Origin of the sequence: Streptomyces sp. NPDC005752 (assembly GCF_040630715.1) — a bacterium.
Lineage (GTDB): Bacteria > Actinomycetota > Actinomycetes > Streptomycetales > Streptomycetaceae > Streptomyces.
Map to the genome: position 1 here is coordinate 1 of NZ_JBEXYB010000007.1, position 22,173 is coordinate 22,173.

The 22,173-nt window shown below is 72.0% G+C and carries 20 protein-coding genes; 7 read left to right on the top strand and 13 right to left on the bottom strand.

Annotation, left to right across the window (positions count from 1 at the left end; translation table 11 throughout):
* Positions 1-635 precede the first annotated feature (635 nt).
* The 6 genes from proC to ABZ441_RS08020 form a co-directional block, all read right to left on the bottom strand.
* Complete coding sequence (gene proC, locus ABZ441_RS07995) at positions 636-1,445, bottom strand: pyrroline-5-carboxylate reductase (RefSeq protein WP_358969626.1); 810 nt, start codon at positions 1,443-1,445, stop codon at positions 636-638.
* Between the two features lie 56 nt (positions 1,446-1,501).
* The gene (locus ABZ441_RS08000; RefSeq protein ID WP_358969628.1) at positions 1,502-2,260 is read right to left on the bottom strand and encodes an ABC transporter permease; all 759 of its coding nucleotides are present in this window, start codon (positions 2,258-2,260) and stop codon (positions 1,502-1,504) included.
* Positions 2,257-3,051 carry an ABC transporter ATP-binding protein gene (locus ABZ441_RS08005; RefSeq protein WP_358969630.1) on the bottom strand — a complete coding sequence of 265 codons (795 nt, stop codon included), beginning with the start codon at positions 3,049-3,051 and terminating at the stop codon, positions 2,257-2,259. Before ABZ441_RS08005 ends, ABZ441_RS08000 begins: the two co-directional genes overlap by 4 nt.
* 64 nt (positions 3,052-3,115) lie before the next feature.
* Positions 3,116-3,886 (bottom strand): class I SAM-dependent methyltransferase, encoded by a 771-nt coding sequence (locus tag ABZ441_RS08010; RefSeq protein WP_358969632.1) that lies wholly within the window; start codon positions 3,884-3,886, stop codon positions 3,116-3,118.
* Positions 3,887-3,974: 88 nt separating this feature from the next.
* Positions 3,975-4,520 (bottom strand): hypothetical protein, encoded by a 546-nt coding sequence (locus ABZ441_RS08015; RefSeq protein ID WP_358969634.1) that lies wholly within the window; start codon positions 4,518-4,520, stop codon positions 3,975-3,977.
* Between the two features lie 34 nt (positions 4,521-4,554).
* Positions 4,555-4,890 (bottom strand): SH3 domain-containing protein, encoded by a 336-nt coding sequence (locus ABZ441_RS08020; protein ID WP_358969636.1) that lies wholly within the window; start codon positions 4,888-4,890, stop codon positions 4,555-4,557.
* Between the two features lie 123 nt (positions 4,891-5,013).
* Between ABZ441_RS08020 and ABZ441_RS08025 the strand changes: the two genes are divergently transcribed.
* A complete protein-coding gene (locus ABZ441_RS08025) occupies positions 5,014-7,170 on the top strand; it encodes a PQQ-binding-like beta-propeller repeat protein (RefSeq protein WP_358969941.1) in 2,157 nt (718 codons plus the stop codon).
* Between the two features lie 28 nt (positions 7,171-7,198).
* Here ABZ441_RS08025 and ilvD read toward each other — a convergent pair whose 3' ends face one another.
* From ilvD to ABZ441_RS08050, 5 genes are all read right to left on the bottom strand, one after another.
* Positions 7,199-9,049: a dihydroxy-acid dehydratase gene (gene ilvD, locus ABZ441_RS08030; RefSeq protein ID WP_358969638.1), complete on the bottom strand. Its 1,851-nt coding sequence runs from the start codon at positions 9,047-9,049 to the stop codon at positions 7,199-7,201.
* Positions 9,050-9,192: 143 nt separating this feature from the next.
* Positions 9,193-10,455 carry a PQQ-binding-like beta-propeller repeat protein gene (locus ABZ441_RS08035; RefSeq protein ID WP_358969640.1) on the bottom strand — a complete coding sequence of 421 codons (1,263 nt, stop codon included), beginning with the start codon at positions 10,453-10,455 and terminating at the stop codon, positions 9,193-9,195.
* A gap of 153 nt (positions 10,456-10,608) precedes the next feature.
* Positions 10,609-11,232, bottom strand: coding sequence for a TetR family transcriptional regulator (locus ABZ441_RS08040; protein ID WP_358969642.1), 624 nt, complete (start codon positions 11,230-11,232; stop codon positions 10,609-10,611).
* Positions 11,229-12,053, bottom strand: coding sequence for a sugar phosphate isomerase/epimerase (locus ABZ441_RS08045; RefSeq protein WP_358969643.1), 825 nt, complete (start codon positions 12,051-12,053; stop codon positions 11,229-11,231). Before ABZ441_RS08045 ends, ABZ441_RS08040 begins: the two co-directional genes overlap by 4 nt.
* Positions 12,054-12,136: 83 nt before the next feature.
* On the bottom strand, positions 12,137-13,084 hold the full coding sequence (locus ABZ441_RS08050; RefSeq protein WP_358969645.1) for a Ppx/GppA phosphatase family protein: 948 nt from the start codon (positions 13,082-13,084) through the stop codon (positions 12,137-12,139).
* 32 nt (positions 13,085-13,116) lie between these two features.
* Here ABZ441_RS08050 and ABZ441_RS08055 point away from each other — a divergent pair, with 32 nt between their 5' ends.
* On the top strand, positions 13,117-13,959 hold the full coding sequence (locus ABZ441_RS08055; protein ID WP_358969646.1) for a hypothetical protein: 843 nt from the start codon (positions 13,117-13,119) through the stop codon (positions 13,957-13,959).
* Positions 13,960-14,027: 68 nt separating this feature from the next.
* On the opposite strand, the gene ABZ441_RS08060 is transcribed toward ABZ441_RS08055, so the two are convergent.
* A complete protein-coding gene (locus tag ABZ441_RS08060) occupies positions 14,028-15,854 on the bottom strand; it encodes a hypothetical protein (RefSeq protein ID WP_358969648.1) in 1,827 nt (608 codons plus the stop codon).
* 135 nt (positions 15,855-15,989) lie between these two features.
* Here ABZ441_RS08060 and radA point away from each other — a divergent pair, with 135 nt between their 5' ends.
* Positions 15,990-17,402, top strand: a complete 1,413-nt coding sequence (gene radA, locus ABZ441_RS08065) for a DNA repair protein RadA (protein ID WP_358969649.1) — start codon at positions 15,990-15,992, stop codon at positions 17,400-17,402.
* An 80-nt stretch (positions 17,403-17,482) separates the two neighbouring features.
* On the top strand, positions 17,483-18,607 hold the full coding sequence (gene disA, locus ABZ441_RS08070; protein ID WP_358969651.1) for a DNA integrity scanning diadenylate cyclase DisA: 1,125 nt from the start codon (positions 17,483-17,485) through the stop codon (positions 18,605-18,607).
* Between the two features lie 114 nt (positions 18,608-18,721).
* On the opposite strand, the gene ABZ441_RS08075 is transcribed toward disA, so the two are convergent.
* On the bottom strand, positions 18,722-19,561 hold the full coding sequence (locus ABZ441_RS08075; RefSeq protein WP_358969943.1) for a hypothetical protein: 840 nt from the start codon (positions 19,559-19,561) through the stop codon (positions 18,722-18,724).
* A gap of 259 nt (positions 19,562-19,820) precedes the next feature.
* Here ABZ441_RS08075 and ABZ441_RS08080 point away from each other — a divergent pair, with 259 nt between their 5' ends.
* From ABZ441_RS08080 to ABZ441_RS08090, 3 genes are all read left to right on the top strand, one after another.
* A complete protein-coding gene (locus ABZ441_RS08080) occupies positions 19,821-20,723 on the top strand; it encodes an A/G-specific adenine glycosylase (protein WP_358969653.1) in 903 nt (300 codons plus the stop codon).
* Between the two features lie 177 nt (positions 20,724-20,900).
* On the top strand, positions 20,901-21,485 hold the full coding sequence (locus tag ABZ441_RS08085) for a SigE family RNA polymerase sigma factor (RefSeq protein ID WP_358969654.1): 585 nt from the start codon (positions 20,901-20,903) through the stop codon (positions 21,483-21,485).
* 89 nt (positions 21,486-21,574) lie between these two features.
* A complete protein-coding gene (locus ABZ441_RS08090) occupies positions 21,575-22,165 on the top strand; it encodes a hypothetical protein (protein WP_358969945.1) in 591 nt (196 codons plus the stop codon).
* Positions 22,166-22,173: the final 8 nt, after the last annotated feature.

A 22,173-nucleotide genomic window follows, 5' to 3' on the forward strand; every position in this document is an offset into this window, starting at 1 on the left:
AACCCACCGAAGTGGGCCGGGGTATCAACATATTTGGCGTTGACTTTTGGCACGCTGTTGAGTTCTCAAGGAACGGACGCTTCCTTCGGTCCCGTTTCACCGGGGCCCTCCGGGCGCTTCCCTTCTGTTCTTGCTTTTCCGACTCTATCAGACTCTTTCGTGTCCGATTCCCGGCCGAAGCGGGTTCCTACCTTTTCGCTTTCCAGTTCTTCGCTTTCGCGCTTCCCTTTCCGGCGAGTCCGACTCTATCAGATCCTTTCGGGCCTGATCCCCGGTCAGCGGGGTTCGTCCTCCCGGCCCTTCGGCCGTTCCGACGAGTGAGACATTAGCGGAATCCCCGGCCCCGACGCTAATCGGGTCGCCCTCGAACACTGATTCCTCATTTCGCACGTGCGCACCCATAAACGCACGACAGAAGTCGCTCGTTCTGAGTGGTTACTGCGGAATCGCTGCCCGGGGACCGACCGGAGTCGACGCTCACGTCGGACAACTCGGAGGACACTACGGTTCGGAGTAGGGCGTGTCAACCCCCTCCGACTCACCCCGGGCCGTGGGCCGCGTGCCCGCCGCAGTGACGTCGCACGGCGGCGGGTCCAGGAGCGTGGGAGCTGAGACCTCGGTGGGATGCCCGCAGGTCAGCCGTTGCCCGTGGCCAGCTCACGACTGCGGTCGCGGGCGGCTTCGAGCGCCGCGATGAGGGCGGCGCGTACGCCGTGGTTCTCCAGCTCCCGGATGGCACTGATGGTCGTGCCGGCAGGGCTGGTCACGGCCTCGCGGAGCTTGACCGGGTGTTCGCCGCTGTCCCGGAGCATGACGGCCGCTCCGATGGCGGCCTGGACGATCAGGTCATGGGCCTGGGCTCGGGGCAGACCGAGCAGGATGCCGGCGTCGGTCATCGCCTCGACGAGGAAGTAGAAGTACGCGGGACCCGAGCCGGACAGCGCGGTCGCCGCGTCCTGCTGGGACTCGGGGACCCGGAGCGTCTTGCCGACGCCGCCGAAGATCGACTCGGCGTGGCCGAGGTGCTCGGCGGTGGCGTGACTGCCCGCGGAGATGACGGACATGCCCTCGTCCACCAGCACCGGGGTGTTCGGCATGACGCGTACGACCGGGGTGCCGGTGGCGAGGCTGTCCTCGATGAACCCGGTGGTGATCCCGGCGGCGGCGCTGATGACCAGGCGGTCGGGGCTCAGGTGGGGGGCGAGCTCGTCCAGGAGCCGGCCCATGTCCTGGGGCTTGACCGCGAGGATCAGGATGTCGGCGCTCTTGGCGGCCTCGGCGTTGGTGACGGCCTCGACGCCGTATCGGGTGCGTAGTTTCTCGGCGCGCTCGGGGCGGCGGGTGGTCACCAACAGGTCACCGGCCCGCCAGCCGGCCCGGATCATGCCGCTGAGCAGCGCCTCGCCGATCTTTCCTGTGCCGAGGACTGCGACTGTCTGGGTCATGCGGTTCATCCTCCGGGTGGCGGTACGTGGTGGTCCGTCATCCTCGCACCGCACCGTCAGGTGGTGCGGCGCCTGAGTGTGGCCGCGCCCAGGCAGAGGACGAGCAGCGCGCTGCCGGCGACGACGAGGACGTCGCGGTAGAAGTCGCCGGTGATCTCGGTCCGGATGAGGACCTCGTTCATCCCGTCGACGGCGTACGACATCGGCAGCACGTCGGAGACGGTTTCGAGCACGGGGTGCATCTGGTCGCGCGGTGTGAACAGTCCGCAGAGCAGCAGCTGCGGGAAGATCACGGCGGGCATGAACTGGACCGCCTGGAATTCGGACGCGGCGAAGGCCGAGACGAACAGGCCGAGTGCCGTGCCGAGGAGTGCGTCGAGCAGGGCGACCAGAAGCAGCAGCCAGGGGGAGCCGACGACATCCAGTCCGAGCACCCAGAGGGACATCGCGGTGGCCAGGAGGGACTGGGCCACGGCGACGGCGCCGAAGGCCAACGCGTATCCGGCGATCAGATCACCCTTGCCCAGCGGCAGGGCGAGGAGACGTTCGAAGGTGCACGAGGTGCGTTCGCGCAGGGTGGCGATCGACGTCACCAGGAACATCGTGATGAGCGGGAAGATGCCGAGCAGCGACGCGCCGATGGCGTCGAAGGTGCCCGGGTCGCCGTCGAAGACGTAGCGCAGCAGCGTGATCATCAGGACCGGCACGAACAGCATCAGCGCGACGGTGCGGGGATCGTGGCGGAGCTGGCGCAGGACGCGTCCTGCGGTGGCGAGGGTCCGGGCCGGGGAGATTGCGGGCGTGTCGGTACTCATCGGGTCGTCTCCCGGCCGGCGGCGGCTTCGTCCTGTGCGGCTTCGTCCACCAGGCGGAGGAACGCCTCCTCGACGGTGGAGGAGCCCGTACGGGCGCGGAGGGCGTCGGGTGTGTCGTCGGCGAGGATCCCGCCCTCTCGCATGAGCAGCAGCCGGTGGCAGCGCTCGGCCTCGTCCATGACGTGGGAGGAGACGAGGATCGTGGTGCCGCGGTCGGCGGCAAGGGTGTGGAAGAGGTTCCACAGGTCGCGGCGCAGTACGGGGTCGAGGCCGACGGTCGGCTCGTCGAGGACCAGCAACTCGGGGGTGCCGAGCAGTGCGACGGCCAGGGAGACGCGGCTGAGCTGGCCGCCCGAGAGGTTCCCGGCGAGGGAGTCCGCGTGGCGGGTGAGGTCGACGTCACCGACGGCGCGGGTGACGGCCTCCTCGCGGGAGGCGCGCTGGGTGCGTCCCGGCCGAAGGACGGCCGCGAAGTAGTCGAGGTTCTGCCGCACGGTGAGGTCGGTGTAGACCGACGGCGCCTGGGTGACGTAGCCGACGCGTGGCCGCAGGGCCGGATGGCCGGCGGGGCGGCCGAGGACGTCGAGGGTTCCCGTCACCTTGGCCTGGGTTCCGACGACGGCCCGCATGAGCGTGGACTTGCCGCAGCCGGACGGGCCGAGGAGGCCGGTGATCCTGCCCGGCCCGACGGTGAAGTCGAGGCCGCGCAGGACCGTGCGGTCTCCCCGCACGACGGTGAGGCCACGGGCCTCGACGGCGTTCGCGTCCGCAGTGCGCGGAATATTCATCATGTGATGAATATTGATCCCGCCCAAGCAGCCGCGTCAAGGGACGCGGCGTTCCCGGCACGCAGGTTCAGCGGACCAGCACACCGAGTTCGACCACGTACCGCTCCTCGACCGTGCCGTCGGGGAACACGGCGGCCAGATGGCCGCGCTCCTGGTCCATGAACCGGCGGGTGGACCGCTCACCTGCCGCGCCGAGCACGAGGAAGGCGGAGTGGGTGGCGAGGTTGGCGAGATGCGCGTCGACGGACACCGCCCGGGACCACCGCAGCAGCCGTTGCGCGAAGCCGCCGCCGGACAGCTGGGTGAGGTTCCGTGAATCGGCGCCGCCCGGTGTGCCGTGGGCGCTGTCGCCCCCGCCGAGGTAACGGCGCAGCCGCTCGCCCTGGTCCACGACCCAGGGGACGGAGTAGTCGGAGACGTTCCACCAGAGCGCCAGCGCGCCGCCCGGGCGCAGTACGCGGAGCGCCTCGGGGAGTGCCCGGTCGGGGTCGGTCCAGTGCCATGCCTGGGCGTAGGTGATCAGATCGGCCGACGCGGTGGCGAGGGGGAGGCGGTTGCCGTCCCCCCGGACGACGGGCACGGTGGGCAGCGTTCGGCCCAGTTCCCCCGCCATGCCGGGGCCCGGCTCGACGGCGGTGACCCGGGCGCCGCGCGCGTGCAGCAGCCGGGTGGCGATGCCCGTTCCCGCGCCGACATCGACGGTGCGGGCGCCGCTCAGCGGGCGGCCGGTCAACTCCTCGACGGTGTCCAGGAGTTCAGGTGGGTATCCGGGTCGCGACGCCGCGTAGAGGGCGGCGGCGCTGTCGAACGAGAGGGCTCGGGGCACGGATGCAGACATGGGTTCATCGTGCCCGCGCCCAGCCGTGCGCGGGGTGGTTGTGCCGCACAAGCCCGCGCACGCCTGTGCACGGGGTGGAATTACCGCACTACCCGCGCCCGGAGCGCTTCGCCTTGGCGCCCTTGCGGGCGGCGGGGTTGCCGGTCCGGGACGAGCGGCGCTTCACGTACTGGGCGAGCGCGGTCTCGTACTCCTTGCGCCGCAGTCCCTCGCCCGGTGCCTCCCGCAGCGAGCGGATGAAGTAGGCGAGGATCGAACCGATGAAGCCGATCGCCTTGAGGCCGCGCAGCCTGTCCTCGTGGGCCGGGTCGGCGGGCCGGCGGGTGAAGCCCTCCCAGGTCTTGCGGAAGGCGACGGCGCTGCAGACGGCGAACATCAGCACGACGAGCATGCCGACGAGGCTGCCGACCTCGGCGATCTCCAGGCCCTGGTAGGCGAAGCGCAGGACGAAGCACGCGGCGACGGCCGCGACGAGCGAGCCGAGGGCGGCGCCCACGCGCCGCAGCCCGTACCCACCGTCGTGGTCGACCCAGGTCGTTCCGAAGAAACGGAGGGCTTCGGGCTGCGGCCCCGGCGTGGTGCCGCCCGTGGACGCGGCCGAGGACGTTCCGGGGGCTTCGCTCTTCTCGCTCACGGAACCGATTATCCCCGAACGCGCGCCGTCTGCGTCAGTCGCAGCGCGTAGCGACGTAGCCGTCGCTGCCCGTCTGGACGTAGGCGTCCGACACGAACTGTCCGTTGGCGATGTTGTCCCAGAGGTTCGACGTGCCGTACGGACCGGACACCCGCTCCCCCGGCTTCTGGCAGTACACCGGGACGCTCATCCCGTAGGGCAGGGTCCTGACGATCCCGTACTGCGTGCCGGGCCCCCTGCGGACGTTGACCCGGTAGCCGGGCGCGATCGGGTAGACGAAGGCGTCCGCGGCGAGCGTCGTCGCCTCCTCCGCGGCGACCCCCTCGGTGTCCGTGGTGACTGTGCCGGCGCTGTTCTCTTCAACACCCATGAGGGCCTCCCCCGTTGAAAGCAATGCGTGTGACGCGCAGGCTAACAAGCCCCCCTCTCCTCGCACGCACCATCGACTAGGCTCCGTGCGTCGCGCTTGCGCACGAACACACGGGGGTGGGCGATGCCGCCGCTGCGAGGGACCGGATCACATCCGGAAGCGGAGCATCCTGAGTACGCCGGGCAGTACAGGCTCGAGGCATGCCTCGGAGCGGGCGGCATGGGTGTCGTACACCTGGCGCGCTCCGCCTCCGGGTTGCAGCTCGCGGTGAAGGTGGTGCACCGCCAGTACGCGGCGGACCCGGAGTTCAGAGCGCGTTTCCGGCAGGAGGTCGCGGCCGCCCGACGGGTCAGCGGGGCCTTCACGGCGCCGGTCGTGGACGCCGATCCGGCAGCCGCGCTGCCCTGGATGGCCACCCTGTACGTGCCCGGCCCGACGCTCTCCGCACAGGTGAAGCGGAACGGGCCGATGAGCCCCGCCGAGCTGCGCAGGCTCACGGCCGGGCTGGCCGAGGCACTGCGCGACATCCACCGGGCCGGTGTCATCCACCGGGACCTCAAGCCGAGCAACGTACTGCTCCCCGACTCCGGGCCCAAGGTCATCGACTTCGGGATCTCCCGGCCGTACGACAGTGACCTCCGCACGGAGACGGGCAAGCTGATCGGCTCGCCCCCTTACATGGCGCCCGAGCAGTTCCAGCGGCCCCGTGAGGTGGGGCCGGCCGCGGACGTGTTCGCGCTCGGGGCGGTGCTGGTGCACGCGGCGACGGGCCGGGGGCCCTTCGACTCGGACAGCCCGTACCTCGTCGCCTACCAGGTGGTGCACCACGAGGCCGATCTCGCCGGCGTACCGGCGGATCTCGCGCCCCTGGTCGGGCGATGCCTGGCCAAGGATCCCGCGGAGCGTCCCACCCCGGACGAGATCATGGCCGCGCTGCACCCCCCGTCGTACGAGGCGGCCGCCTTCATACCCGTCCAGCGCAGGCCGCTCGCCGTGGAGTCCGGAGCGGCGGACAAGGAGGGGGCCACCACGCATGTGCGGGCGGGGGACGGCCTGCCCTCGGGGCCCGGGACGACCGAGGGACCCGGCAGGCGGCGCCGGCTCACGGTCGTGGCCACCGCGCTGCTGCTGGTGGCCGGAGGTCTCTGGGCCGCCGCGGCGCGGGGCGGCTCCGGGGCGCCCGCGCCGACTGACGGTGCGCACGAAGGCCGCGCTGCGGCCTTCACGCCCTGGCGTACGCCGCTGAGCTCACCGGGCGGGGCCACGCCGTCTTGCGCGCCGGGGCCCGCCGGTTCGGGTTCCGCTCTGTACTGCGTCTCCGCCGGTTTCGGCCTGGCCCGGCTCGACGCGTCGGACGGCCGGGTGGTCTGGTCGCACCGGGACACGTCACCGGCCCCGGTGTCCGGGGCCGCGATGTCCGGCGAGGCCGCCCACGTCGTGGTGGGCGAGGAGTTCCGGGCGTACTCCCCGGGCAAGGGCACGGAGATGTGGCACACGGACCTCTCCGCCTACACCGACGCCCCCGTCCCGGCCGGCGACGTCCTGCTGGCGGTCCGCCGGGACGGGACGCTCGAGGCACTCGACGCGGCGACCGGTGAATCCCGCTGGCGGCGCACCGTACCGGGGCACGTGAATCCGGCTTACGCGCCGTACGAGGCCGGGACCGGTCTCGCGTACGTGTACGAGAGCTCCGCGCAGGGGGCCACCACCCTGGTCACGGCCGTCGACGCGGGGACCGGCGACACGGTCTGGCAGCGCGGGCTGGACGGGATCCTCACACCGGCCGGGACATCGGACGGGGCACTCCTTCTGACCGCCATGAACGAGCGGTCCCAGACCACCGCCCTGGTCCGCTACGACCCGAAGACGCGGAGCGCGACCCGCATCCCGCTGCCCTTGCGGATGAACGCACCGGAGACCGTGGTGGACGGGGACACCGCCCTGCTGCTGGAGCGCGGCGGGACGCTGCTCGCCCTCGATGTCCGTACGGACGCCGGGCCTGCCGAGCTGTGGCGGCTGGAGACGTCGGTCGGAATGACGTCGGCGCCGGTACTCGGACCGGGCGGCCGGCTGTACTTCTCCGCCACCGACGGGCGGCTGCTCGCCGTCGACACGGAGCGCGGAACGCTGCTCGGCCAGACGCGCCCCCGGCTGAGGGACGGGAAGCTCAGCCACGCCTCCTCGCTGCCGGCCCCCGTCGTCCTGGGCCGGAGCGTGATCGGCACCGCGCCGGACGGTTCCGTCTTCGCAGTGGACGCGGACGGCCCCGCCCGCTGGTGAGACCGGGGACGGGGCCGGACGCCGAGGGTCAGCCCAGCTTGGAGACGTCGCGGACGGCGCCACGGTCGGCACTGGTGGCCATCGCCGCGTAGGCGCGGAGAGCGGCCGAGACCTTGCGGTCGCGGTTCTTCGGCGCGTACACGCCGTTCAGCGCCTCGCGGCGGGCGGCGAGGTCCTCGTCGGCGACGAGCAGCTCGATCGAACGGTTCGGGATGTCGATCCGGATCCGGTCGCCGTCCTCCACCAGCGCGATCGTGCCGCCGGACGCCGCCTCGGGCGAGGCGTGCCCGATGGAGAGGCCGGAGGTGCCGCCGGAGAACCGGCCGTCCGTGACGAGTGCGCAGGTCTTGCCGAGGCCCCGGCCCTTCAGGAAGGAGGTGGGGTAGAGCATCTCCTGCATGCCGGGGCCGCCGCGCGGGCCCTCGTAGCGGATGACGACGACGTCGCCGTCCTTGATCTCCTTGCGGAGGATCTTGTCGACGGCGTCGTCCTGCGACTCGCAGACGACGGCCGGGCCCTCGAAGGTCCAGATCGACTCGTCGACGCCTGCCGTCTTCACGACGCAGCCGTCCACGGCGAGGTTGCCCTTGAGGACCGCGAGACCGCCGTCCTTGGAGTACGCGTGCTCCAGGTCGCGGATGCAGCCGCCGGCGGCGTCCAGGTCCAGGGTGTCCCAGCGCTCGGACTGCGAGAAGGCCGTCGCCGAGCGGACACAGCCGGGAGCCGCGTGCCAGAGCTCGACGGCCTCGGGCGACGGGGAGCCGCCGCGGACGTCCCAGTTCTTCAGCCACTCGGCGAGGGTGTCGGAGTGCACCGAGTGCACGTCCTCGTTGAGGAGACCGGCGCGGTGCAGCTCGCCGAGGAGGGCGGGGATGCCACCGGCCCGGTGGACGTCCTCCATGTAGTACGTGCCGCCGGGTGCGACGTTGGGGGCGACCTTGGACAGACAGGGCACGCGGCGCGAGACCTCGTTGATGTCGTCCAGGTCGTAGGCGAGCTCGGCCTCCTGCGCCGCGGCGAGCAGGTGGAGGATCGTGTTGGTCGAGCCGCCCATGGCGATGTCGAGCGCCATGGCGTTGTCGAAGGCGGCGCGGGTGCCGATGGCCCGGGGCAGGACCGTCTCGTCGTCCTGCTCGTAGTAGCGCCGGGTGATGTCGACGACCGTGCGGCCCGCGTCCTCGTACAGCGCCTTGCGGGCGGTGTGCGTGGCGAGGACCGAGCCGTTGCCGGGGAGGGAGAGGCCGAGCACCTCGGTGAGGCAGTTCATCGAGTTGGCGGTGAACATGCCCGAACAGCTGCCGCAGGTGGGGCAGGCGTTCTCCTCGATGCGGAGGATGTCCTCGTCGGAGATGCTCTCGTCGACCGCGTCACTGATGGCGTTGACCAGGTCGAGCTTGCGGACCGTGCCGTCGACGAGGGTGGCCTTGCCGGCCTCCATCGGACCGCCGGAGACGAACACCGTGGGGATGTTGAGGCGCATCGCGGCCATCAGCATGCCGGGGGTGATCTTGTCGCAGTTGGAGATGCAGATCAGGGCGTCGGCGCAGTGGGCCTCGACCATGTACTCGACGCTGTCCGCGATGAGGTCGCGGGAGGGCAGGCTGTAGAGCATGCCGTTGTGCCCCATGGCGATGCCGTCGTCCACCGCGATGGTGTTGAACTCGCGGGGCACCGCGCCCGCCGCCTTGATCGCCTCGGAGACGATCCGGCCGACGGGGGCGAGGTGGGTGTGGCCCGGGACGAACTCGGTGAAGGAGTTGGCCACCGCGATGATCGGCTTGCCAATGTCCTCACTGGCTACGCCGGACGCCCGCATAAGGGCGCGGGCGCCCGCCATGTTGCGGCCGTGGGTGACAGTGCGGGACCTCAGCTGCGGCATCGACTCTCGCTCCTTCGACAGAAAAGACTGCCTTTGAGCGTACGCCTCCGGTGCCAAGATCTGGACATCCTGTCCGGAATTCGGGACGGCATGCTCAGTGGGCGGGCAGGGAGAGGTACCGCCCGCCCCTCCCAGCGGCCCGGTCACACCGCCGGAAGCGCCAGCAGTCGACTGCCGTGGAGGGCGGCCAGCCGCTTGCCGCCGGAGACCATGTACCACGGGTCGATCGACCCCGAGCCGTCGTTGAAGGTCCAGCGGAGCTTCCCGTCACCCGCGTCGTAGGCCTGGACGCCGCCGTCCTCGTCGAACTCCGTCGCGCCGTAGAGGGTGTCCCCCACCTTGGCGAACTGGAGCGGGACCGAGACCTCCAGCAGGTCGGCGTTGTGCCACCGCCGCTTGCCGGTGGCGGGATCGACGGCCCACAGGGCGTGGGCACTGTCCGAGGCGTAGAGCACCCCTTCGAGGACGGTCGGCCCGTTGAACGTGTCGAACTCCTCGGTCTCCAGCGCCCAGCGCTCGGCACCGTCGTCCAGGGCGTACGAGCGCAGGTGCCTGCCGTCGGCGACGAAGACCGCCCCGTCGTGGACGTCGATCCTCTCGAAGTTGGACCTGCTGATCTTCTTCGACCACAGCTGCCGTCCGGTCGTGGTGTCGCGGACGGTCAGGTTCTCGCGGTGGTCGGTGTAGGCGAGACGCTCACCGAGCAGCGCCGCGGTGAGGCCGGACTCCTCGGTTCCGGTGTCGCGCCTCTCGCTCCAGACGGCCTTGCCCGTACGGATGTCGATGGCGGCGATCACGTTGGTCCGGGAGCTGAGGTCCTTCTCCAGGATGCCCGCGATCACGTACACGCGTTCGGTGTCGGCACCGATGGGCCGGGGCTGGGCGTACCGGCCGTCCAGGCGGCTGCGCCAGGTCTCCTTGCCGGTGGCCGGGTCGAGGCCCACGAGATCGCCGTCGTACTCGCCGCTGGCCAGATAGAGCGTGTCCCCACCCATGATCAGCCGCGCGCCCGGCTGGGCGGCACCCGGCAGTGACCACAGCTTCCTGCCGGTGGCGAGGTCCCGTGCGGTCAGGGGGTCGTCGGCGAGCAGCACCACGTTCCCCACGACGGCGAGCACCTCGTCGCTGCCGAGGGAGCCCACCCCGGTCTTCTCCTGCCACAGGGCGCGCGGTGCGGTCCCGGCGGGCGGTGTGGTGAACGCGTCCCCGCCTCCCTTGCCGCTCCCGCCGGGCTTGGGATTTCCGGCACCGCCGGCGGCGTCGGCCTCCTCGGGTCCGCACGCCGTCGTCACCGCCCCGGCCAGGACGAGGCCCAGTCCCGCGCCGGCCATCCGCAGCAGCCTCCGGCGGGGCAGGGCGCCGTCCGCCCCGCGCCCGTCAGGTCCGCGTACATCTCGAGTGGCCATGGCCGTCTCCCCCGTTTGTCGTTCGTCACGTACGTCCGGCTCGCTTGATCCCGCACAGCCAACCATCGGAATTCGGCCACGCCCGCGGCTGATACCGATTCGCGACATCGTTGTGAAGCCGCCGGCACAGCGGTCACACAGGCAGGACCTGGATCACCGGTCGCCCAGATAGCGCTGGAGCGTGGGTGCGACCATCTCGATGATCTTCTCCGGGTCCGCCGACGCCAGGGGTTCCGCCCGGATCACGTACCGGAGGATCGCGATACCGATCATGTGCGAGGCCGCGAGTTCCGCACGGAAGGTCGGGTCGGGCACGTCGAGGTCCGCCGCGATCCGCTCCAGCAGCCTGCGCAGCACGAAGCCGCGCAGCACCTTCGCCGCCGCCTCGTGCGTGAGTGCGGAGCGGAGGATCGCCAGGAGCGGCGCGCGGGACGCCGGGTCCTCCCACACGCCGATGAAATACCTGGCCAGCCGCTCCCCGATGTCCTCCGGGGAGCCGCCCAGGACGTCGGGGACGACGAGCGCGGGTTCGAAGGAGAGCTCGATGGCCGCGGCGAAGACCTCGTCCTTCGTACCGAAGTAGTGGTGGACCAGCGCGGCGTCGACGTCCGCGGCCCTGGCGATGCCACGGACCGACGTCCTGTCGTAGCCGCGCTCGGCGAATTCCGTGCGGGCCGCCTCCAGGATCCGGGTCCGCGCGTCGGGGCCGTCGGTGCGCGTCGTACGGGAGGGGCGGCCCCTGCGCCGGGGGGTCGGGCCGTCGGCGCCGGCGGTCACGGCCGGGGCGCCTGCGCCGACGACGCCAGGTGGAGCCGGGTGAAGGCGAGCGCCTCCGCGAGATCGGCCTCGCGTTCGGCCGACGACATGGCGCGGCGGGTGTTGACCTCGATGACCACATGCCCGTCGAAGCCGGTACGGGCCAGCCGCTCCAGCAGTTCCGCGCACGGCTGGTCGCCCCGGCCGGGCACCAGGTGCTCGTCCTTGCTGGAGCCCCTGCCGTCGGCGAGGTGGACGTGGGCGAGCCGGTCGCCCATCCGGTCCACCATGGCAAGGCTGTCGGTTCGCGCGGTCGCGGTGTGCGAGAGGTCCACGGTGAAGTGCCGGTAGTCGTCGTTGCTGACGTCCCAGGCGGGGGCGTACGCGAGCATCTCGCGGTCCCGGTAGCGCCAGGGGTACATGTTCTCGACGGCGAAGCGCACATCGGTCTCGTCCGCCATGCGCCAGATGCCCGACACGAAGTCGCGGGCGTAGTTGCGCTGCCACCGGAACGGCGGGTGGACGACGACCGCCGACGCGCCCAGCTTCTCCGCCGCGGCCCTGGCCCGCTGGAGCTTCACCCACGGATCGGTGGACCAGACCCGCTGGGTGATCAGCAGACAGGGCGCGTGGACGGCCAGGATCGGCACCTGGTGGTAGTCCGACAGCCGCTTCAGCGCCTCGATGTCCTGACTGACGGGGTCGGTCCAGACCATGACCTCGACACCGTCGTAGCCCAGGCGCGCGGCGATCTCGAAGGCCGTCGCCGTCGACTCCGGATAGACGGAGGCCGTCGACAGGGCGACCTTCGCATCCGGGATGCGCACCACTGGTTCTGCCACGTGGACAGGGTACGGGCAGCGGAACGCGACGCCGAAGGAACCCGGCGACAAGTGAGAAGGACCATGAGGCGGGCGGGCCGTGCTCAGGCCAGGGCAGCCTGCTGCGACGGCAGGTGGTCGAGGCGCCGCAGGATGACCCCCTCGCGCAGCGCCCAGGGGCAGATCTCCAGTTCCTCGACCCCGAACAGGTCCATCGCGCCCTCGGCGACGAGCGCCCCGGCCAGGAGCTGCGCGGCGCGCCCCTCGGTGACCCCGGGCAGGTTCCCCCGCTGCGCGACGGTCATCGCCGACAGTTTGGGCACCCACTCCTCCAGCGCCTTGCGGGTGAGGACGCGCTGCACGTACAGCCCCTCGGCTGAGCGGGCGGCGCCCGTGATCCTGGCGAGCTGGCGGAAGGTCTTGGAGGTCCCGACGACGTGGTCGGGCGGCCCCAGCCGGGTGAACTCGCCGACCGTACGGGCGATCCCGGCGCGTACGTGGCGGCGCAGCGCCCGTACGGCCGTCGCGTCCGGCGGATCGCCCGGCAGCCAGGCCGCGGTGAGGCGGCCGGCGCCGAACGGCAGCGAGACGGCGGCGTCCGGCTCCTCGTCCATCCCGTAGCCGACCTCCAGCGAACCGCCGCCGATGTCCAGGACCAGCAGCTTCCCCGCGGACCAGCCGAACCAGCGGCGGGCGGCCAGGAAGGTCAGCCGGGCCTCCTCCTCACCGCTGAGGACCGCGAGGGCGACACCGGTCTCGTCCCGCACGCGTGCCAGCACCTGGTCCGCGTTGCCCGCGTCACGCACGGCGGAGGTGGCGAAGGCCAGCACGTCCTCACAGCCCTTGTCCTCGGCCGCCCGGAGGGCGTCGGCGACCGTCGTCACCAGTCGGTCCACGCCCTCCGGACCGATCGCCCCCTCCGGGTCGAGGAGTTCGGCGAGCCGCAACTCCGCCTTGTGCGAGTGGGCGGGCAGCGGGCGGGCGCCGGGGTGCGCGTCGACCACCAGCAGATGCACCGTGTTCGACCCCACGTCGAGGACTCCGAGTCTCATGGGGGAACGCTACTGCGGCTTACTCTGGGCACGTGCCAAAGACGAAAAAGGCGAAGCCGGACAAAGCCACGAAGAAGCTGCGTAACTCGAAGCAGGAGACGCAGCAGCCGGAAGCTACGGGGCCCCACGGGCCCGACGAGAAGGGGCTCGACTTCGCTCGGGCCTGGGTCGAGTTCCCCGATCCCGCCGACGACGAGCAGGTGTTCCGCTGCGACCTGACCTGGCTGACGTCCCGGTGGACCTGCATCTTCGGGAGCGGCTGCCAGGGCATCCAGGCCGGCCGCGCGGACGACGGCTGCTGCACGCTGGGGGCTCACTTCTCGGACAAGGACGACGAGAAGCGGGTGGCCGGGCACGTGGCACGGCTCACACCGGAGCTGTGGCAGTTCCACGACGTCGGCACGAAGACCGGATGGGTCGGCGTCGACGAGGACGGCGAGCGCCAGACGCGGCGCTGGGAGGGTTCCTGCATCTTCCAGAACCGCCCGGGGTTCGCGGGCGGTATGGGCTGTTCGCTGCACATCCTGGCCCTCAAGGAGGGCAAGGAGCCGCTGGAGACCAAGCCGGACGTGTGCTGGCAGCTGCCGGTCCGCCGCACGTACGACTGGATCGAACGGCCCGACGACACGCGCGTGCTCCAGATCTCGATCGGGGAGTACGACCGCCGGGGCTGGGGCCCGGGCGGCCACGATCTGCACTGGTGGTGCACGTCGGCGACGTCCGCGCACGGGGCCGGTGACCCGGTCTACGTGTCCTACCGCCCCGAGCTCACCGAGCTGATGGGCAAGGAGGCCTACGACCGGCTGGCCGAGCTGTGTGAGCAGCGGCTGGCGTCGCTGCTGCCCATGGCCCCGCACCCGGCCGACCCGGCCTGAGACGGCGGGACGTACGAGGCGGGGGCGGGTACCGGGGGCCCGGAGCCCCCTCCGTCTCCCGTTCGGCGTCAGCCTGCCGGCCCGGAGGGCTCGCCGGGGTCCGGGGAAGATCCGGACGACGGACCGGGTGCGGAGGGTCCGTCCGTCGGTGACGGCGTGGGGCCCGGTGTGTCCGTCGGCGTGGGCGTCGGGTCCGGCGGGTCCGTAGGGGTCCCGGACGGGTCCGTGGGGTCCGGGGTGGGATTCGCCGAGGGCGGCGGGGACGACGGCGTGGTGCTCGGGGGCCCCGACGGGTCCGGTGACGGCTGCGGGCTGCCGGGGCCGGGAGCCGTGGACCCGTAGCCGGTGATCGCGACCGCGGAACCCGAGGGGGCGAGCAGGACACGGGCACTCCACGGGCCCCTCGGCTCGGCCCCGCGGTCCACGAACACGTAGAAGGTGACGCTCCGGCCGGGGGCGACGGTGCCGGACGTACGGCTCAGGCGCAGCCATGGGGCGTCCGCCCGGGCGGACCAGGTGACGGCTTCCTCGCCGCCCGTGGTCAGGGTGATCGTCGTACGGCCGCCCGACGAGCGGGCCGAGACCGCGAGGGAGGCCGCTCCGTCCGGACCGGCACCGAGGCTGACGACCTCGGCGGAGACGTCCGGGCTGCGGGCTCCGTCGGTGAAACCGTCGCGCCCGTCGGGGCTGGCGTTGCCCGCGTTCTCGTAGTGGTCGTACGGGTCGGAGCCGTCTCCGGGCTCCCCGTCCACGTCCGTCGCGGTGATCGAGGTGTCGCGGCCCTCGCCGGTCAGCGGCGCGCCCCGGTATGCGGCCCACAGGGCGATCACCGGGGCGGCGACGACCGTCGCCACGACCGTCGTCGTCACGACCCGGGCGCGCAGTCGGTCCCGGCGCGCGGCGTGGTCCTTGGGGTCCATCGGGAAGCCGGTCCGGCCGAAGCGCGGGGCGCCGGCCCGGGAGCGCCGGGCGTGTGTCAGGGCGACCTGCACCGAGGGCCGCGGCGCCTCGACGACGGGGAGAGCGGCGGCCGGGGTGACGGTCGCACCCGGCCAGGGCCCGGCCGCGCCGGCCCGCTCGGCGGCGCGGCGGCAGCGGGGGCAGTCGTCGACGTGCCGGACGAGCTCCCGGCGCAGGGTCGAGGAGAGCAGCATCTGACGTGCGCCGCCGAGCCGGGCGACGACGGGGCAGTCCCCCGTCCCGACGACGGCGAGGGCGGCACGGGTGCGCTCCACCTCGCAGGCCGCACCGGCCAGGAGCTCCCGGGTGCTTCCCGGGTCGAGGCCGAGGACCGCGGCGACGGCGCGCGGGGTGAGCCCGTGGCGCACGGCGAGCTCGAGCGCCTCGCGCTGCTCGGGGGTGGTGCCCGCGGCCTCGGGCCAGGCCAGCTGTGCGAGCTCGCGGCGGCGCGCCTCGGCCGCCGGTGACTCCGTGGGGCGGCCGGGCTCGGCGGCCTCCTCCGGAGCTCCGTGGGCTCCCCGGCTTCCCGCCGCGCGGGCGCTCTCACGCCGGGCGGTCGGACGCCGGTGCGCCTGACGTCCACGCCGCTGCTCGGTGAGCGCCCGCAGGCACGCCCACCTGGCCAGGGCGTACAGCCAGGATTTACGTTCCTCCTCGGCCGCGGGGCACCGGCCTTCCTGCCGCTCGGCGATCGCGAGGACCGAGCCCAGGGCGTCGGTGGCCGCCTCGTGGTCGCAGAGCACGGAGAGGCAGTAGGTGAACAGGCCGTCGAGGTACGGCTCGTAACGTGCGGGCGATCGCTGCGCCGACGGGCGGGCCTCGCGACGGTGCGCCCGGTGTGCGCCGGTGGTGTGGGTGTGGGTCTCCAGCCTGCTGCTCGTCACCTGGCGACCGTAGGCAGTTGTGGGCGGAACCCCGAGAGCACAGTGCGACATTTAATCCTTACGGGTGACAGGCTCACCCGAAAGGGGACAGGAATCCCGTATTCCTCCGGAATTACCGCATCGGGCACATGTTCGGCTCCCGTGCCCGCGACCGGTGCTGTCAGACATCACCTATACGGTGACGCCATGGCTGCCCGTACGAAATCCGCGAAGGACAGGCCGTCCTACCGCTGCACCGAATGCGGCTGGACGACCGCCAAATGGCTGGGCCGCTGCCCGGAGTGCCAGGCATGGGGGACGGTCGAGGAGTTCGGCGGCGCCCCCGCGATCCGCACGACGGCCGCGGGGCGGGTCTCCACCGCGGCCCTGCCGATCGGCCAGGTCGACAGCCGACAGGCGACCGCGCGCTCGACCGGGGTCGGCGAGCTGGACCGGGTGCTCGGCGGAGGCCTCGTGCCGGGTGCAGTCGTGCTGTTCGCGGGAGAGCCGGGCGTGGGCAAGTCGACGCTCCTGCTGGACGTCGCCGCCAAGGCCGCGAGCGACGACCACCGCACCCTCTACGTCACGGCCGAGGAGTCCGCCAGCCAGGTGCGGATGCGGGCCGACCGGATCCGGGCGATCAACGACCACCTGTACCTGGCCGCCGAGACCGACCTCTCCGCCGTCCTGGGCCATCTGGACGCGGTCAAGCCGTCCCTCCTCGTCCTCGACTCGGTGCAGACGGTCGCCTCTCCGGAGATCGACGGCGCACCCGGCGGCATGGCACAGGTCCGCGAGGTCGCGGGAGCACTCATCAGGGCCTCGAAGGAGCGCGGCATGTCGACGCTCCTGGTGGGCCACGTGACCAAGGACGGCGCCATCGCGGGGCCGCGGCTCCTGGAGCATCTGGTCGACGTGGTGCTGTCCTTCGAGGGCGACCGGCACGCGCGCCTCCGTCTCGTACGGGGCGTCAAGAACAGGTACGGCGCCACGGACGAGGTCGGCTGCTTCGAGCTGCACGACGAGGGCATCACCGGCCTCGCCGATCCCTCCGGACTCTTCCTCACCCGTCGCGACGAGCCCGTCCCCGGCACGTGCCTGACGGTCACCCTGGAGGGCAAGCGCCCCCTCGTCGCCGAGGTCCAGGCCCTGACGGTCGACTCACAGATCCCCTCGCCCAGGCGCACGACCTCGGGCCTGGAGACCTCCAGGGTCTCGATGATGCTGGCCGTCCTGGAACAGCGCGGCCGGATCAGCGCGCTCGGCAAGCGGGACATCTACAGCGCGACGGTGGGCGGCGTGAAGCTCACGGAACCGGCCGCGGACCTCGCGATCGCCCTCGCGCTGGCCAGTGCGGCCAGTGACACCCCGCTGCCGAAGAACCTGGTCGCGATCGGTGAGGTGGGCCTCGCCGGGGAGGTCAGGAGGGTGACGGGGGTCCAGCGCAGGCTGGCGGAGGCGTACCGTCTCGGGTTCAAGCACGCCCTGGTCCCGAGGGACCCGGGGCAGGTCCCGGCGGGCATGAAGGTCACGGAGGTGGCCGACATGGGTGACGCCCTGAGAGTCCTCCCCCGCCGGTCTCGGCCGGACGGACCACAGGACGACGGCGCACGCCGGTAGACTTTGCCCTGGTCTCGCCCGCCCGTACGAACGGTACGAGGGACGCGAGGGCACCGCCGACCTGTGACCGGAGGAGTGCAGTGGCAGCCAACGACCGGGCAGCATCGCCCGGAAAGTCCGGCCAAGGCACGGGCAACGAGGCGCTGATGCGTGCCTCGTTGAGCGCGGTCGCGCCCGGAACGGCCCTCCGCGACGGCCTGGAGCGCATTCTGCGCGGCAACACCGGCGGACTGATCGTCCTGGGCATGGACAAGACCGTCGAATCAATGTGTACCGGCGGATTCGTGCTCGACGTGGAGTTCGCCGCGACGCGCCTGCGTGAGCTGTGCAAGCTCGACGGCGCAATGATCCTCGACAAGGACATGACCAAGATCCTGCGGGCCGGCGTCCAGCTGGTTCCGGACGCCTCCATCCCCACCGAGGAGACGGGCACCCGTCACCGCACGGCGGACCGGGTCTCCAAGGCGTGCGGCTTCCCGGTGGTGTCGGTCTCCCAGTCGATGCGCCTGATCGCGGTGTACGTGGACGGGGAGCGCCGGGTCCTGGAGGAGTCCTCCGCGATCCTGTCGCGCGCCAATCAGGCACTCGCCACCCTGGAGCGCTACAAGCTCAGGCTGGACGAGGTCGCCGGGACCCTCTCCGCGCTGGAGATCGAGGACCTGGTGACGGTCCGGGACGTGACGGCCGTCTCGCAGCGGCTGGAGATGGTGCGCCGGATCGCGACCGAGATCGCCGAGTACGTGGTGGAGCTCGGCACCGACGGACGGCTCCTGGCACTCCAGCTGGACGAGCTGATCGCCGGTGTGGAGCCCGAGCGGGAGCTGGTCGTGCGCGACTACGTGCCCGAGCCGACCGCGAAGCGGTCCCGCACGGTCACGGAGGCGCTGGCCGAGCTCGACACGCTCACCCACACCGAGCTGCTCGAACTTCCCGTCGTGGCACGGGCACTGGGCTACAGCGGTTCGCCGGAGACGCTGGACTCGGCGGTTTCCCCGCGGGGTTTCCGGCTCCTCGCGAAGGTCCCGCGGTTGCCCGGGACGATCATCGAGCGGCTCGTGGAACACTTCGGCGGCCTGCAGAAGCTGCTCGCCGCGAGCGTCGACGACCTCCAGGCCGTGGACGGGGTCGGCGAGGCGCGGGCCCGGAGCGTGCGGGAGGGACTCTCGCGGCTGGCGGAGTCGTCGATCCTGGAGAGGTACGTCTGAGGGCTGCCCTCCGACGGGTCTCCCCGGGCAGCCGGCCGGGAGGGAACCGCCGGTGCACGCCGCCTCCGGGCGGCGGAGGCTGGCCCGCCGCAGGGCCGGCGCCCTGCGCGGCCGTCAGTCCTTGGCCAGCACGAACGAGGCAGGCTGGACGGTCTCGCCCGGCACCCTGACCTCCAGCAGATACGTCCCCGGGGCCGCGGACCGGACGGGCGGTGTCGCACACCCGGGTGCGCTCCCCTTGCGGTCCCACTTCACGGTGTGGACGACTGTCGCTCCCGCCGGGATCCTCAGGAAGAGGGCGCCGGCCTTCGGGCAGTCCTTGGTGGACCACACCTTCTCGTCGTCCTCGCCCGCTTCGGTGACCGTGAGCACCGCGCTCTTCGGGCCGAAGTCGGCCTTGCAGTCGGTGGCCGAGGTGTTCCTGGCGCTCAGCCGGAACACCGGCTTGTCGTCGGGTCCGTAGCTGTTGTCGGTCTTCAGGCTCAACCGCAGCGCGGCGGAGGTGCAGTTGGGGAGTGACGAGCCCGCCGGTACCTGCTGGCCGCCCGTGCTTCCGCCGGTCGTGCCCGCGCCCGGACCCGCTGACGCGGAGCCGCCCGCTCCCCCTGCGTCCGACCCGGCCGACCCTGCCGAGCCGCCCGCTCCGGTGCCCCCGGCGTCCTCGCCCGTACCCCCGGCGTCCTCGCCGGAGCCCCCGTCCGTGCCGGAGCCCTCCGACTCGTCGCGCCCGCCGGGCGGTTGGCCGAGGTCGGGGCCGGAGCTCGAGGGCCCGGGGGTGATGGACGGCGCGGGATCGGAGTCCCCCGGCTTGCCGTCGTCCTGTCCGCCGCCGCTGCCGCCACCCGAGGTGACGGCCCACGCGACCAGCGCCGCGAGCAGCGCGATCACGAGAACCGCTACCGCTCTCCGACGCCAGTAGATGCTGGAGGGAAGCGGACCGACCGGATTGCGCATAGAACCCACGGACCGAACTGTACGAGAGTTCCCGCCCAACTCCGGCCCACAACCGCCGCTCTGATCGACAAGTTTTCCGGATCATCATCATGCGGCGGTCCGCTCCGGGCGCTTCCGGCCGTTTTCCACCGGATCGGGTGCGTCCGCGCCGCGCGAAGGGACAGAACGGGTGGCTTTATCACTCATAGAGCCCCCACCCGGACCGACACACCTGGAGCCGTGCCCGACATCCCGGCTTCCGTGCCAGGATCGTCATGCGATGACTGCAACGACTGCGACACAGACGACCCCCACTTCCCTCCATACGCCCGTCATCGGGTGGTTCGAGCAGCACGCCCGCGACCTGCCCTGGCGCCGCCCCGAAGCGGGCGCCTGGGGTGTGATGGTGAGCGAGTTCATGCTCCAGCAGACCCCGGTGAACCGAGTCCTTCCGGTCTACGAACAGTGGATGGCCCGCTGGCCGCGCCCCGCCGACCTGGCCGCCGACGCACCGGGCGAAGCCGTCCGCGCCTGGGGCCGGCTCGGCTACCCGCGGCGCGCGCTGCGACTGCACGGGGCGGCACAGGCGATAGCGGAACGGCACGGCGGCGACGTACCGAGTGAGCACGGGCAGTTGCTGGCGCTGCCGGGGATCGGGGAGTACACGGCGGCGGCCGTGGCCTCGTTCGCTTACGGGCAGCGCCACGCGGTGCTGGACACGAACGTCCGCAGGGTGTTCGCCAGGGCCGCCACCGGTATCCAGTACCCGCCGAACGCGACCACCGCGGCCGAGCGGAAGCTCGCCCGTGCCCTGCTCCCCGAGGAGGAGGGGCGCGCCGCCAGTTGGGCGGCGGCCACGATGGAACTCGGCGCTCTCGTGTGCACGGCGAAGAGCGAGGACTGCACGCGCTGCCCGATCGCCGGACAGTGCGCCTGGCGGCTGGCAGGCAAGCCCGCCCACCAGGGACCGCCGCGCCGCGGCCAGACCTACGCCGGTACGGACCGGCAGGTGCGGGGCCGGCTGCTCGCGGTGCTGCGTGACGCGGTCACGCCGGTGCCGCAGTCCGCGCTGGACTCGGTGTGGGAGGAGCCCGTGCAGCGGGCGCGCGCCCTGGACGGGCTCGTCGCCGACGGCCTGGTCGAACCCCTGGCGAACGGCCGGTACCGGCTGCCCATGACGTGACCCGCGCGTCCGGCGCACGGCTGTCCACGGCTGTTACACAACCGATGGGCAGCCGTGCGTTCGCGTACGGCTGCTCCGCACACCCTCGTGACAACGCCTCCGTAACGTCACCGGACGTCGGAAGGGGTCCACCCGGCCGACGGCGGTATACGGGGAACCACGGCGGAGGCGGTTGTGATGGCGCAGGGCGAGGTGCTCGGATTCGAGGAGTACGTACGGACCCGGCAGGACGCGCTGTTGCGCAGCGCACGTCGGCTCGTACCCGATCCCGTGGACGCGCAGGACCTGCTGCAGACCGCTCTCGTGCGCACCCTCGGCCGCTGGGACGGCATCGCCGACAAGTCCCTCGCCGACGCCTACCTGCGCCGCGTCATGATCAACACGCGTACGGAGTGGTGGCGGGCCCGCAAGCTCGACGAGGTGCCCACCGAGCAGCTCCCCGACGCGAGCGTCGACGACGGCGCCGAACAGCGCGCCGACCGCGCCCTCCTCATGGACGTCCTCGGGGTCCTGGCTCCGAAGCAGCGCAGCGTCGTCGTGCTGCGACACTGGGAGCAGATGAGCACGGAGGAGACGGCCGCGGCGCTCGGCATGTCCGCCGGTACGGTGAAGAGCACGCTGCACCGCGCCCTGGCACGACTGCGCCAGGAGCTGGAGGACCGTGCGGCCCGGAGCCGTGAGGCCGAGGAGACACTCGCGCGGATACCTTCGCAGCGGAACAGGCGTCATGACGAGCGGGGGCAAGAGCGGTGCGCGGCCTGAGAGGCAGTGGAAGGGGCACGACCGGCCCCGGGGGACTCGGGGCCGGCCTGGCGGCGGGTGGCACGGCGGCGGCCGGGCTCGCCGCCTTCATGCTGCTCTGCACCGGCTGTTCCGCCGGTGGCACGGGCACGCGCGACGAGGGCCCGGCGAGCACCCAGCAGGTCGCCGGGTCGACGCCGTCGAACGCTGTTGCCACCGGGACGGCGAAGCCCACCCCCAGGGTCGACGCCGTGACGCTCCTGAAGGACGACCCCGAGGTGAGCCGGCAGCTGAAGGAGGACCTGAAGCCCTGCGCCGGTGACGAGTACCCGGTCGACACCTCCTACGGGACAGTCACCGACGGCTCGGCCACCGACGTCGTGGTCAACGTGATGACCTGCGGTGATTCGGTCGGCGTCGGAACGTACGTCTACCAGCGTCGCTCCGACGGTTCGTACGGGAACGTCTTCGCCTCAGAGGTGCCCGCGGTCTACGGCACCATCGACCGCGGTGATCTGGTGGTGACGACGCAGGTGTACGGGTCGAAGGACTCGGTCGCGTACCCCTCGGGCGAGGACGTCGTCACCTACCACTGGACCGCAGGCCGGTTCTCCGAGACCGACCGGGTGCACAACGTCTTCAACCGGGCCGTCGGCAGCGGGGAGGGAGCCCTCCCCGCACCCCAGACGACGCAGAACTGAGAGCCGCT

Bases quoted from the DNA above. Each gene is read 5' to 3' on its own strand.
- ABZ441_RS08060 (WP_358969648.1), bottom strand. From the start codon at position 15,854: ATGTCGCACTGTGCTCTCGGGGTTCCGCCCACAACTGCCTACGGTCGC.
- ABZ441_RS08000 (WP_358969628.1), bottom strand. From the start codon at position 2,260: ATGAGTACCGACACGCCCGCAATCTCCCCGGCCCGGACCCTCGCCACC.
- ilvD (WP_358969638.1), bottom strand. From the start codon at position 9,049: ATGCCGCAGCTGAGGTCCCGCACTGTCACCCACGGCCGCAACATGGCG.
- ABZ441_RS08090 (WP_358969945.1), top strand. From the start codon at position 21,575: ATGCTGCTCTGCACCGGCTGTTCCGCCGGTGGCACGGGCACGCGCGAC.
- ABZ441_RS08005 (WP_358969630.1), bottom strand. From the start codon at position 3,051: ATGATGAATATTCCGCGCACTGCGGACGCGAACGCCGTCGAGGCCCGT.
- ABZ441_RS08050 (WP_358969645.1), bottom strand. From the start codon at position 13,084: ATGAGACTCGGAGTCCTCGACGTGGGGTCGAACACGGTGCATCTGCTG.
- ABZ441_RS08010 (WP_358969632.1), bottom strand. From the start codon at position 3,886: ATGTCTGCATCCGTGCCCCGAGCCCTCTCGTTCGACAGCGCCGCCGCC.
- ABZ441_RS08085 (WP_358969654.1), top strand. From the start codon at position 20,901: ATGGCGCAGGGCGAGGTGCTCGGATTCGAGGAGTACGTACGGACCCGG.
- ABZ441_RS08075 (WP_358969943.1), bottom strand. From the start codon at position 19,561: ATGCGCAATCCGGTCGGTCCGCTTCCCTCCAGCATCTACTGGCGTCGG.
- radA (WP_358969649.1), top strand. From the start codon at position 15,990: ATGGCTGCCCGTACGAAATCCGCGAAGGACAGGCCGTCCTACCGCTGC.
- proC (WP_358969626.1), bottom strand. From the start codon at position 1,445: ATGACCCAGACAGTCGCAGTCCTCGGCACAGGAAAGATCGGCGAGGCG.
- ABZ441_RS08020 (WP_358969636.1), bottom strand. From the start codon at position 4,890: ATGGGTGTTGAAGAGAACAGCGCCGGCACAGTCACCACGGACACCGAG.
- ABZ441_RS08025 (WP_358969941.1), top strand. From the start codon at position 5,014: ATGCCGCCGCTGCGAGGGACCGGATCACATCCGGAAGCGGAGCATCCT.
- ABZ441_RS08080 (WP_358969653.1), top strand. From the start codon at position 19,821: ATGACTGCAACGACTGCGACACAGACGACCCCCACTTCCCTCCATACG.
- ABZ441_RS08035 (WP_358969640.1), bottom strand. From the start codon at position 10,455: ATGGCCACTCGAGATGTACGCGGACCTGACGGGCGCGGGGCGGACGGC.